We start from the raw sequence: 13,324 nt of genomic DNA, 5'->3' as shown, positions 1-13,324 counted from the left end.
GCACAAAGGCTGTCCCATAATAGGATAGCCTTTTTATTTACACTAACAATTGAATAGAATGGTTTTAAATAACATAATTTGACAAATCTTAAAAATAAGTATATTAAAAATTGTTTAATTTAGTTAGTGTTGTTATTGACAATAATTTTAAAAAAAATAAAGTATGGCTTTTGATATAGACATGATTAAAAAGGTTTATGCAAGCTTTGGCAGCCGCGTTGAGGCTGCGCGTAAAGTGGTTGGCAGACCTTTAACATTATCTGAAAAAATATTGTATACACACCTTTGGGATGGAGATCCTAAAACGGCGTTTAAACGTGGCTCTGACTACGTAGATTTTGCACCAGATCGGGTTGCGATGCAGGATGCAACAGCTCAAATGGCATTATTGCAATTTATGCAAGCTGGTCGTCCACAAGTGGCTGTACCTTCTACAGTTCATTGCGATCACTTAATTACGGCTAAAGAAGGTGCTGCAATAGATTTACCTCATGCTAAAACCGAAAGTGCCGAAGTTTTTGATTTCTTATCTTCTGTATCGAACAAATACGGTATCGGTTTCTGGAAACCAGGTGCTGGTATTATTCACCAGGTGGTTTTAGAAAATTATGCTTTTCCAGGTGGAATGATGATCGGAACCGACTCGCATACCGTAAATGCGGGTGGCTTGGGTATGGTTGCCATTGGAGTTGGTGGTGCTGATGCCTGCGATGTAATGGCGGGTTTACCTTGGGAGCTTAAATTCCCTAAGTTAATCGGCGTAAAGTTAACAGGAAAATTAAACGGGTGGACTGCTGCTAAAGATGTAATTCTTAAAGTTGCGGGTATCCTTACCGTAAAAGGTGGTACAGGAGCAATTGTAGAATATTTTGGCGATGGCGCCACCTCAATGAGCTGTACAGGTAAAGGCACCATTTGTAACATGGGCGCCGAGATTGGTGCAACCACTTCTACTTTTGGTTATGACGAAAGTATGGAACGTTATTTACGCGCTACGGGTAGAAATGAAGTTGCTGATGAAGCAAATAAAATAAAGGAATATTTAACAGGTGATGCTGAAGTTTATGCTGATCCGGAAAACTATTTCGATCAGGTCATTGAAATCGATCTGGATACTTTAGAGCCATACCTAAATGGCCCTTTTACACCAGATTTAGCTACTCCGGTTTCGCAGATGAAAGTTGAGGCAGAGAAAAATGGCTGGCCTTTAAAAGTAGAATGGGGATTGATCGGTTCTTGTACCAACTCTTCTTACGAGGATTTATCAAGAGCAGCCTCTATCGCAAACCAGGCTATTGCGTGCAGATGGTAACCCTAATACTTTCGCTTTCGTGGCTTCACCAGAAATGGTTGCTGCAATTGCAATTTCAGGTAATTTAGGCTTTAATCCATTAACCGATACTTTAACAAACGATAAAGGCGAACAGGTTAAATTAGATCCACCTACCGGTTTTGAACTGCCAACAAAAGGTTTCGCTGTAGAAGATGCAGGTTATCAGGCACCAGCAGCTGATGGTTCATCCGTTCAGGTTTTGGTTTCTCCAACTTCGCACCGTTTACAATTGTTAGATCCATTTACCCCTTGGGAAGGTACCGACTTAAAAGGTTTAAAACTTTTAATCAAAGCCAAAGGTAAATGTACAACAGATCATATCTCAATGGCTGGTCCATGGTTAAAATTCCGTGGTCACTTAGATAACATTTCTAACAACATGCTTATTGGTGCGGTTAATTATTTCAACGATAAAACAGATAACGTTAAAAATGAATTAACGGGTGAATATGGTCCGGTTCCTGCAACCCAACGCGATTATAAAGCTGCCGGCTTGGGATCTATTGTTGTTGGTGACGAAAACTATGGCGAAGGTTCATCACGTGAACATGCCGCTATGGAACCTCGACACTTAGGTGTTCGTGCTGTATTGGTAAAATCTTTTGCCCGTATCCACGAAACCAACCTGAAGAAACAAGGTATGTTAGGTTTAACCTTTGCAGATAAAGATGATTATGATAAAATCTTAGAGGATGATACCATCGATATCGTAGGCTTAACAGAATTCGCTCCAGATAAACCATTAACATTAGTATTACATCACGCTGATGGCACCCAGGAGCAATTCCCTGTTAACCACAGTTATAACGATCAACAAATCGAATGGTTTAAAGCTGGTGGTGCGCTAAATATTATTCGGGCTGAAGCAGCGGCTAAGGCAGCGCTTTTGTAAATTGAAGTCCGAAGTCCAGGGTCGGAAGTTCGAGATTTGGATGACATCATATCAATCCCGTTTTGTTAAATCAGAACGGGATTTTTTGTTCTTTTACCAGATACCGCTTAAAATGATATCTGTTTCTCTAATTTGTCACATTGAGCTTGTCGAAATGCCTTAAAATCGTTTTAAAAAGTTCTCGACAGGCTATTAATGACAAATTCTAAAAATCGGCCGTCTTTCCCGCAAAGGCGGGAATCTTAAAGCAACCGACAAGCCCCTACCAAGGCATTATGATTATCTTCGATGAGCACTTCGTGGTTCCCAATCGAGTTGGGAATGACGAAACCCCGTATCCTGTCACCGTCACTCCATTGTTTTTCTAAAAGTGATTTCTCAGTATGACAAATCTATCATTTAGGATTTAACCTCTTTCTTTTTTCGGAAAGCTTTGCAGTAGTTCTTGGGTTGGGGTTAGTCCCGCTAATGCTGCTGCAGGTTGAAGGAACCAGCATTCGCGTATATCGGGTTTAGATGGCAGAGACAGAGGTGCTTTTCACACAAAGATTCCCTGGATGCCATGAGGGAGATTTTGCCTTCCTTGCAGGAAATGAGCTTTCTAGCCCCAGGCGCAGCGGCATCCCTGAAGCGCAGCGTAAGGATATAGCGAAGCATGGGAACGAACCTTAATAACCTGAGTTCGATTATTAAATCTCACTTTGTGACGTTTTAATCAAGTTTTCTGTTAAGTCGGTCGTCACCCTGAATTTATTTCAGGGTCTTTCCTGCCAAAAAAGATGCTGAAACAAGTTCAGCATGACGATAAGATTAGGAATAAACCTTGTCTGATAGTATTTTTACAATTTAATAATCGAACTCAGGTTAATAGCTGTTACTGACCCTGCGCTTCAAAAAAAGACTTGTATAATTAGATTGCTTCACACCATCACAAAAGCCTCTGCTTCATTCGCAATGACGAGCTTTGTATTATTCAAACTCATAGCCGCAATCGTAGCAATGATGACATTTATTGGCCTTGATGGGTGTAGTTAGGGTTAAAAAGGCAAGTATAGTTGCCCAAATACTGTATTTTTTATTGGTAGCCATTCCATAACCCACATTGGTAGATCCACATTTCTCGCAAACTGTTCTATTTTCCGCTGGTTCTTCTTCACCAACAATTTCATCTGATGATTCAAAAGCCAAACTATTGTCTTCAGCTAGTAAAGCATTAATGGCCTCTACATCTCTTTCAAAAACAATGAGTTTTACACCGCCAATGGCCTGATTGTAATTTAAGGTTGCAACATTTTCATCCGCAAGGAAACAGGCAAATCCACTATCTTCCAATTTAGCTTTAATAATATTGGCCTCCATCGGATTGTAATAGGTGCTGTAAACTACTGTTCTATCATTCATAATCCAAACATAAGAATTTGTTTGACTTAAATAGTCCTCGTTTGCAACTAGGATTAGCGAGATCTGCATTTATAATGCACAAGTGTAAAATGATGGCGATCAAATCGCCTTTCTCCTTCATCCTCGTTACAAACGAGGACGATGTATAGGCCTATTTCTTCAAAAACTCCTGCCACCAATAGCCCGAATCTTTAATGCTACGTTCTTGCGTTTTAAAGTCGTTATAGATCAGCCCAAACCTTGCCGTAAAGCCCTCGGCCCATTCAAAATTATCCATTAATGTCCAGGCCATATAACCGCTTACATTTATGCCTTCCTTTTTGAGCTTTAGCAGTGCATTTAAATAAAGTTTAAAATATTCGATCCGCTCAGGGTCTTCTACCCTACCGTTGATCAATTTGTCATGATAAGCGGCACCATTTTCCGTGATTATGATATTTTTGACATTTGGGTAAGCGGCAAACTGTTTCACAATATTATAGAAACTATCAGCATTTACCTCCCATCCCATTGCGGTATGGGGCTTTTTTCTGCTCTTGGCTTTTACCTCCCAGGCCTGAATAACCGGAATAAAGGCATTATACTTAACCACCAAAGGGAAATAATTTTGAAGACCAATAAAGTCAAAATCAAATTTCATCCGTTCGTGAAGCCGCCAGGTACCATATTCGATCTGAAATTTCTCTAACACATCCCAATTGGCAGTGGGAAAACCCATGCCTTGTGTAGGTTCTACAAAAAGACGGTTCATTAGGCAATCAACACGTTTTGCAGCAAGGATATCACCATCACTATGGGTACTTGGAATTACTTCCGAGCAAGAAAAAGTAGTCCCGATATTAGCCTTGCTAATTTCTGCACGTAAAATCTTGCCACCATCTGCCTGGGCCAGTGCGGTATGTAATACCGCTGAAAAGAAATTTCCTAATCCAGTTTTCCCTGGGGCATGAACGCCTAACATATACCCCAAAGAAGTATAACCGAAAGGCTCATTCAACACAATCCAGTTTTTCACTTTATCGCCATATTCTAGCGCACAGATACTCACAAAAGCATTAAAAGCAGCGTTGATGCTAAAGCTTGTCCAGCCTCCCTCATCTTCTAAAGCCTGTGGTAAATCCCAGTGATAAAGCGTTATGTAGGGTGTTATTCCATGGGTTAAACATTCATCAATAAGATTGTGATAAAAACGGATGCCTTCCTGGTTAATCTCTCCCCTACCTGCAGGTAAAATGCGCGACCAGGCAATAGAAAACCTAAACACTTTAAAGCCCAGCAGTTTAACCAAAGCTACATCTTCAGCATACCGGTGATAAAAATCGCAAGCAGGATCTAATTTGTGATTCTTTTTTATTTTTCCATTTTTCGCAGTAAAGGTATCCCAAATGGAAGGGCCTTTACCGTACTGGGTGGCTGTACCTTCTATTTGGGCCGCAGCAGTAGCCACACCCCATAAAAAATCCGAGCCAAAATCGCTTGCATTAATCATTCGTTATCAATTAATTGCCATAAGTTGCGAGTTTAATATTAATAAATCGTTAACAATTGAAATGATTCGAAATGAAAACATTTTTTAATATTTTTACGCTATGCGCTACTCCTCATTAATTTCTTTTTTATTGGTATTATTAAGCCTCTCTGCCTTTGGAAAATTTACCCCTCCTGTTAATGATGAACTGATAAACGCCATAAATATTACTAATACAAGTGCATATTGCAGTGGCGATGCCGAATTTAATAATTTAGAAGCTACTCCGAGCAATTATAATAAAGGTTTAAACTGGCCAGCTGTTGGAAAAGATGTTTGGTTTAAGTTTACGGCATCTAAATTTGATGTAAACATTTCTGTTAGTGGAAAAATTAACACCAATAGTACAAACACTTTAATTGATCCGTTGGTTGCCTTATATTCATTTGATGCAGCAACTGGTTCTATAAGCGAGTTACCCGGCACGCTGGCCACATCAAACAATGTTAATTCTTTATACAAAGGCGCTTTAACGGTAGGACAGATTTACTATGTTAGGGTTAGCGCAGCAAATAACGTTACCGGTACCTTTAAACTTTGCATAGATAATTATTTCCCACCAATACGGCCAGGACAAGACTGCGGGACATTTTCAGTGCTGTGCACAAAAGAAACATTTACCCAGTTAAATGTAACTGGCTCGGGAGCAAATAATCACGAATCGGCCGGAACCTGCCTAGGTACAGAATCTAACTCTGCCTGGTATATGTTTAAGGCCTCTGCACCCGGCGACTTTACTTTTGTAATCACACCTACTGTAACCACAAACGACATTGACTGGATTTTTTATGATTTAGGCGTGAACGGGGATTGTAGTATGGTGAATGCTTCAAATGCAATCAGATGCGCATCAGGAAGTGGTGTAACCTGTAGCCCCACATATTATAAAACTGGCCTGAGTATGACGGAAACTGATTTGACAGAGTCGGCGGGTTGTCCACCTGGTCAAAATGGCTTTGTAAAATACGTAGACCTGCAACAGGATCATGTTTACGCATTACTTATAGATAATTATTCAGGAGGAAATAATGGCTTTACGCTAGAATTCGGTGGTACGGCTGATTTTGCAGGTCCAACAGCCGAAATTGATGTTAAGAAACTAAATCCATGTACCGATAGCCAAGCGTATATTTTCGAAAGCAGAGCACAGAATTTCGCTGCTTTAAAATGGTCTTTTGGTGAAGGTGCAAGCTTGGTTTCGGCCACAACAGCCGGGCCGTTTACCGTAACATACAACACGCCTGGAGAGAAAGTTGTGGTTTTAGAAGCAAAAGGCACAAACGGGTGCAATGTTGTAACTACACAAACTTTTATTGTAGCAAACACACCTGAAAAACCTGCTATAATGGCTTCAAATGTTAATTTATGTCAGGGAGATGTATTAAAATTATCAACTCCTTTTTTAAACTTAGCAAACTACCACTGGTCAGGGCCAAACGGTTTTATTTCAACAAAACAAAACCCCGAAATCCAGGTAAGCGGAGCAGAAATAGTTGGCACATATAAGCTTTATGTTCAGGTTGGAGACTGTGTTAGTGAGGTAAATTCCGTCGATATTCTATCGGTTGATTTGAAACCTGAAGCAATGTTTTCGATTGAGGTTAATAATAAATGCGAAGCAAACCAGTCCTTTTCGTTTATCAATACTTCTAAAAATTACACGAAGCTCACCTGGGATTTTGGTCCAGGCGTAAAAAGCCAGGTTGCAATTAATAACGACAGTAAAATATTAACCTTCACTGAGACAGGGCTTAAAACAATCAGGCTGACAGTTGAAACCAATAATGGTTGTGTTTCTACTTTTACAAAAGATATTTTGGTAGAATTGAAGCCAGAAAAACCAGAAATTAGTATCAATCAGGCATTGTTTTGTTTAAAAGACATCATAAAATTAGCTGTACCCGCACAAGAAGGTATTACTTATGCATGGAGCGGGCCAAACAATTATAACGCGACCACAAATGCCATTGAAATTCCGGTAACAAACCTTAATCTGGCAGGACAGTATCAGGTTGTGTTAACATCAGGCTCTTGTAGCTCCGAACCAGCAATTATCGTTATTCCGGCCATTGCCAGAATTCCTGTAGCTAAATTTTATACCGAACCTACCTTCGACGTTAAGTTTTCTGCTCCGGCCCCCATTACATTTACGAATACGTCGCTTTATGGAGATTTTTACGAATGGGATTTTGGCGATGGAATTACTTCTTCAGACCAAAACCCCACCCATATTTATCAAACCGATGGATTATTCAGAATTACTTTAACTGCATTTTCTAAAAACGGCTGCGCAAATTCAATCACCCAAGGCGATCTGATCATCAAAAAAAATGCATCTACATTTGTTCCAAATGCATTCTCGCCAAACGGCGATGGAATCAATGATGAATTGGTTGTTGGTGTAACAAACCTTGGGAAATATAGCATCCACATTTATAACCGACTGGGTACCCAGGTTTTCTTTACCAATAACATATTTGAAAACTGGGACGGTACTTTTAAAGGCAACGAACTCCCTGTTGGCGTATATTATTACGTTATATTGGGCACTAACTTATCAAATAAAAATGTCAAATATTCAGGTTCAATAACCCTTCTCAGATAGTTTAGTAATGCGTCATGTTATAAACCTTAAGGTGCTTTAAATACTGTAGTATCTTGAGCAACTTTAGGTACAGTGTAATTTCCGGTATCTAAATTTACTTTAGGCAATATTTTTTTAATACCTGCTAAATCGGTTTTAGTAATTCCAGTATGGTACACATACAGAAATTTTAAATTTTTTAGTTTCTTTAATTGATTAATCCCTTTTACAGTAATTTTTGTCCCGACCAAACTCAATGATTGTAACTGATCTAAATCTTTCAGCGATGCTTCCCTGCATCGGTAAACTTTTTCAATACTTTATTATCAACTGCCGAAATTTCTTCAGTTGGAATATCACTGGCTTTGATTTGCCCGGCCCCACTTTCGCCTTTTTGCAGGCTGGCTAAAATTGTTTTTATATTTTCTGGTTGAGGAAGATCTTTAAATTTCTTTTTAAAATCGGCGCCATTATCAATCCACCATTTTAATAAGGCAATCTCATTGTTAGTAAGTTGAGGCTTTTCTTTAGGCGCCATGTGGTCTTCATCATTCAATGGCAATAAAATCCGCTTCATCAGCTCACTATCATCAGCTTTACCCTTTACCAGGGTGTGTCCATCTTCTCCACCTTTTAAAATATATGCTTCTTGATCTAACCTAAGCTTGCCTTTCTGCTTTTCGCTGCCATGGCAACTATAACACCTATTTTGAAAGAGTGGTTGAATAGCATTTTGGTAAACAAAGGCTTCCTGAACATTGGGAATTGGTGGTATGGCTGCACCACCTTTTGTACTGCCCGATTTTAACGGTGCGGTTAAATAATCAGAACCATGGGTTAAAGAACCGCCTAAATGCCCCGTAATTGAAATGAGCACGATGAGAACCACCGCTATTGTACCTAGTATGGCATTTGATTTAACCTTTTGGTAAATAATCCACAATATAAAAGATAAAACAGCAACACTGATTCCCATCCATTGGTGATTACTCACGAGTTTCCCGTCATAATCGCCGCCATTGGCCAATAAATAACCAGTAATGCAAGATACTACAGCACTTAACGCACCCAGAAGCAGCATAATAGGAATGGCTGGTTTTAGGTTGATAAACTTTGCAGCAAATGATAAGAGAATACATATACAGCCAAGTAACAAAATTCCGATAGGAAGGTGGACAAAAACTGGGTGAAAGCGGCCGAAAAACTCTAACATCTTATTGATATCTCTTTCTTAATAAATTCATCATGTAAACATTTATTGCCCATTGATCGGCAAGGGGTTGGCGCGTGTAAGGCAAGGTAGGCATATAATCAGCCGGGCCAAATTCGGTAAGAATGGTTATACGCTCGCCGTTTTTCTTTTTGCGTGCTATAATTTTATCCCACCAGGCCAGGTGTGCTTCTACCACTTTTGCCCATTCTGGTGCCCGTGGATCATTTACCTGTGGTCCTTCGGGGTGCCCAACCCGCGAGTGGATATGTTCTGCCTTTTCTAAAATAAAATCGATGGTCTGTTTCTGGTCAGATAATAAACTTTCGTGCACATTGCACCAATGCGAAATATCTAAGGTGAATTTCAATTCTGGATTTTTCTCAGCAAAATTTTTGGCAATATGTGCAGCAAACATCATACGGCTACGATGCGTTTCGTGATAAACGGGTATGCCCGACGATTTGCTCTTGGCCGTTGCGTAATCGATAATCTGTTTATTTTCTTCGTAAGTGAAATAATCTTTTCCCGAATGGCAATTGATGTAAACAGGTTTTTGATAAGTATTGGCACAAATAGCATCTAAACTTTTTTTGAAAGAAGCTAAGTGCTCAGTTATGTTCGACTGCGATCCGGCGCATAAAAATCCGATTTCCAGTTTATATTTCTTAACCGCATCAAAAAGTTCTTTTACCGCTTTGTCCTCACCAGGCCACCATACTTCAATGCCTTCATATCCTTCTTTTTTGGCTGCTGCGCAAAACTCATCTCTTGTGCCTCCAAAACCCCAATCGGTTTGCATAAATAATAGTTCGTAGCCAGCTTTTGCTTTTATATTTTTAAGTTCGTTGGCACTCATGTTTTGGACGGGGGCCAAAATTGATGCTGCCGTTACAACAGCTGTATTTTGTAAGAATTTCCTTCTGGTTTGGTTCATTGGTTCACTTGTTGTTGGTTCATTTGTAGATTGGGCATTAGTTTATTGGTAATTGCCAATTGAAAATTGGTCATTGGGTTAGTCGGTTAATAGACTGTGAACTCAGGACTTCSGACTCCTGAGTTAAGCTACAATCTCTGATATCACCTTACCTGCCACATCGGTTAACCTAAATGGCCGTCCCTGGAAAGGATAGGTAAATTGTTCGTGATCGAAGCCCAACTGGTTTAAAATAGTGGCTTGAATATCAAAAGCATCAACTTTTCCGCTTACGGCACTATAGCCAATTTCATCTGTTTCGCCGTGTGTAAATCCTTTTTTCACACCTCCGCCGGCCATCCATATGGTAAATGCTTCTGTATGGTGATCTCTACCTTTAAATGGATTTTGAATACCATTTCTGTTCTCCATCATTGGCGTACGCCCGAATTCACCGCCCCAAACAACCAGGGTTTCTTCTAATAAACCGCGTTGTTTCAAATCGAGTAATAAAGCTGTAATTGGCCTGTCAATGGTTCTGCATTTATTCTTCAGTCCGATGTTAAGTGAGTTGTTTGGATTATCGCCGTGCGCATCCCATCCCCAGTCGAATAACTGCACATAACGTACCCCTTTTTCTACCAGTTTACGGGCAAGTAACACATTATTGGCAAAACAAGCTTTACCTGGTTGTGTACCATACATTTCGTGGATGTAGGCTGGTTCATCATTGATGTTCATCACCTCTGGTGCCGATATCTGCATGCGGTAAGCCATTTCATACTGTGCTATCCGCGATAAAATTTCAGGATCGTTATACTCTTGATATTGCTGCTCGTTAGCTTTATTAATGGCTTCGATAGACGCTTTTCTCAAGTCCCGGTTCATTCCATCCGGATCTTTTATAAACAGTACCGGATCTCCCTCACTTCTACATTGTACACCCTGATAAACGGAGGGCAAGAAACCACTTCCCCAAACACTTTTTCCCGCATCGGGGAAACTACCGCCACTGGTAAGCACTACATATCCCGGTAAATTCTGGTTTTCTGATCCTAAACCGTAGGTTACCCAGCTGCCCATACTTGGCCTGCCCAATCGCGGTGAACCTGTATGTACCAACAACTGCGCCGGAGCATGGTTAAATTGATCTGTTTTTACAGCTTTCAAAAAGCTTACCTCATCTACCATGGTAGAAAAGTGTGGTAAATTATCACTCACCAAAGCTCCTGACTGGCCATATTTGGCAAAATTAGCCTGTGGGCCCAACATTTTAGGTACCCCGGTTATAAAAGCAAATTTTTTCCCGGCAAGTAATGATGGAGGGCAATCCTGGCCGTCCATTTTCATTAGCTCTGGTTTAAAATCAAACAATTCTAATTGAGATGGAGCACCTGCCATGTGCAAATAAATTACACTTCGGGCCTTACCTACAAGTGGTGGCGATTTTGGCAATAATGGGTGTGCAGGATCGTAAGCAATCTTTGTTTGTGGACTCGAAAAAAGATTACCACAGCTACCCAATAACGAACCCATTGCCAAAGCACCCAAACCCATCGCACTTTCTTTTAAAAAATGGCGCCGCGAGTTTAGGCGTGCATTTGCTTCATGTGCTTCTTTAATTAACCTATGTGCGTTTAATTCGTCTCTTGTCATAACCGATCAAATCAATTTTTGGTAACCACTTCATCCAGGTTAAGCATTGCATTGGCTACTAGCACCATAGCTGCTTCTTCTGGCTTAAATTTCTTTTGTTTATCGCCCATAAATGCCGATACACTTGCCGAGTTTTTGCTAAACTCGCCAAAAGCCTTGGCATACAGGCCTTCGAATACTTTTAACCTATTTTGAGGGATCGTTTTATATAAGATCAATTCATAGCCCTTGGCAATTTTAGATTTGCTGGTGCTTCCTCCTACTTTTTCCATGCGTAGCGCCAGTTTTCTTGCCAAATCGATATAAACACTATCATTTAAGGTAACCAGGGCCTGTAATGGGGTATTGGTTCGGATACGGCGCGGACTACAAACCACTCTCGATGCTCCATCAAAGGCAATAGCTGATGGATATGGGGCTGTTCTTTTCCAATAAGTATAAATTCCCCTGCGGTATTGTTCTTCCCCACCACTTAGCACCCATTTAGCACCACTATAAGGCGAAAACCAAATTCCTTCAGGTTGCCAGGGCATTACCGGTGGTCCGTACATTTTATTACTTAATACCCCGCAAACGGCAAGACTCTGATCTCTGATTTGCTCAGCACTTAACCTGATCCGCGAACCCCTGGCGTAAAACTTATTAAACAGATCTTTTTCTTTCAGTTCTTCGGTTACCTTACTATCTTGTCTGTAAGTTGCCATCATCACCAGTTCCTTCAACATTTTTTTAACACTCCAGTTGTATTTGTACATAAACTGATAAGCCATAAAATCTAAAAGTTCCTGATGGGTAGGCGCCATTCCCTGGGTGCCCATGTCTTCTAAAGTTTCTACCAAACCAGCTCCGTATAACTGCTCCCATAGTCTGTTCACCATTGTTCTCGATACAAGAGGATTTCTTTTATCGGTAAGCCACATGGCTAAACCCATCCGGTTATTAGGTGCATTTTTAGGCATAGCAAAAGCCAAAGAATTAGGTACACCAACTTTAACTTCTTTGCCTTTCGAAGTCCATGCACCACGCTCAAACACATAGTTTTTGCGCTGCATGCTCAATGGATTTTCGACCATAATCGGCGTTGTTGGCACCTTTGCATTCATTAAATCAGTAAATCTTTTTTTATTGGCCACATACTCAGGCTTGCCTTTTCCGGGAAACTGTTTGGTAAAATAAAACCAATCGAAATACACCATAAATTCGTCAGGATTTTTTACCGAAGGATTGGTATACTTTAAATACACATCCTTTATCCCACTTTGCTTTGCAAAATCTACTTCTACATTTTCATAACCTTTAGTTTGGGCCAGTTTCCACGATTTTACAACAGGGCCGTTTGGTGAGCCTAAATGTAAACTCATTGTACCACCAGGTTTACTGCAGTTGTAGCGGAAAATCAATTGGTCAACATTTTCAAGGTTTACAGATTTTAACCTTGCAGATGAGCTATTTTTAAAATAAAGTGCAATGTTATGATTACCGATTACTGAATTCACCAATTCATCGGCCGTTGTAGAGTTTATTGCCGGCTGACCCGTTTTTAAGAATAAATCAACTTCGGCAGCTCTTTCTTTACCCGCAACAGCTTTAACCCAGCTGGTTAAATGATTGAGCTCGTTTTTAAGGCTATCATTAAAATCTTTAAGTAATGGGTATTCTGCAGAAACGTCTTCATCCCTTGTATTATTAAAATACGACATGAATTTATAATACTCATCATGTTTAAAAGGATCGTATGGGTGGCTATGGCATTGTACACAAGAGAAAGTTGTACTCATTAACCCTTCCCAGGTGGCATTTACAC

The 13,324-nt window shown here is 40.2% G+C and carries 8 protein-coding genes and 1 pseudogene; 2 read left to right on the top strand and 7 right to left on the bottom strand.

Annotated elements, in window-relative coordinates; all coding sequences use genetic code 11:
* Positions 1-163 precede the first annotated feature (163 nt).
* Positions 164-2,225 (top strand): annotated as a pseudogene (locus AC1DND_RS14770) (aconitate hydratase).
* A 969-nt stretch (positions 2,226-3,194) separates the two neighbouring features.
* On the opposite strand, the gene AC1DND_RS14765 reads toward AC1DND_RS14770, so the two are convergent.
* Positions 3,195-3,626, bottom strand: coding sequence for a putative signal transducing protein (locus AC1DND_RS14765; RefSeq protein WP_477582686.1), 432 nt, complete (start codon positions 3,624-3,626; stop codon positions 3,195-3,197).
* A 151-nt stretch (positions 3,627-3,777) separates the two neighbouring features.
* Positions 3,778-5,115: a GH1 family beta-glucosidase gene (locus tag AC1DND_RS14760; RefSeq protein ID WP_477582685.1), complete on the bottom strand. Its 1,338-nt coding sequence runs from the start codon at positions 5,113-5,115 to the stop codon at positions 3,778-3,780.
* Between the two features lie 100 nt (positions 5,116-5,215).
* On the opposite strand from AC1DND_RS14760, the gene AC1DND_RS14755 reads away from it, so the two are divergent.
* Positions 5,216-7,759, top strand: a complete 2,544-nt coding sequence (locus AC1DND_RS14755; protein WP_477582683.1) for a PKD domain-containing protein — start codon at positions 5,216-5,218, stop codon at positions 7,757-7,759.
* Positions 7,760-7,785: 26 nt separating this feature from the next.
* Here AC1DND_RS14755 and AC1DND_RS14750 read toward each other — a convergent pair whose 3' ends face one another.
* From AC1DND_RS14750 to AC1DND_RS14730, 5 genes are all read right to left on the bottom strand, one after another.
* Positions 7,786-7,917: a hypothetical protein gene (locus AC1DND_RS14750; protein ID WP_477582681.1), complete on the bottom strand. Its 132-nt coding sequence runs from the start codon at positions 7,915-7,917 to the stop codon at positions 7,786-7,788.
* A gap of 101 nt (positions 7,918-8,018) precedes the next feature.
* On the bottom strand, positions 8,019-8,951 hold the full coding sequence (locus AC1DND_RS14745) for a c-type cytochrome domain-containing protein (RefSeq protein WP_477582679.1): 933 nt from the start codon (positions 8,949-8,951) through the stop codon (positions 8,019-8,021).
* Position 8,952: 1 nt separating this feature from the next.
* Positions 8,953-9,885, bottom strand: a complete 933-nt coding sequence (locus tag AC1DND_RS14740; protein WP_477582677.1) for a sugar phosphate isomerase/epimerase family protein — start codon at positions 9,883-9,885, stop codon at positions 8,953-8,955.
* Between the two features lie 123 nt (positions 9,886-10,008).
* Complete coding sequence (locus tag AC1DND_RS14735; protein ID WP_230144678.1) at positions 10,009-11,520, bottom strand: DUF1501 domain-containing protein; 1,512 nt, start codon at positions 11,518-11,520, stop codon at positions 10,009-10,011.
* 11 nt (positions 11,521-11,531) lie between these two features.
* A partial coding sequence (locus AC1DND_RS14730) for a DUF1553 domain-containing protein (protein WP_477582675.1) occupies positions 11,532-13,324 on the bottom strand: 1,793 nt, incomplete at its 5' end.

The organism is Pedobacter sp. 01N416 (assembly GCF_056399685.1).
Note: the sequence above shows the minus strand (reverse complement) of the source record. Positions and strands in the feature narration are given on the sequence as shown.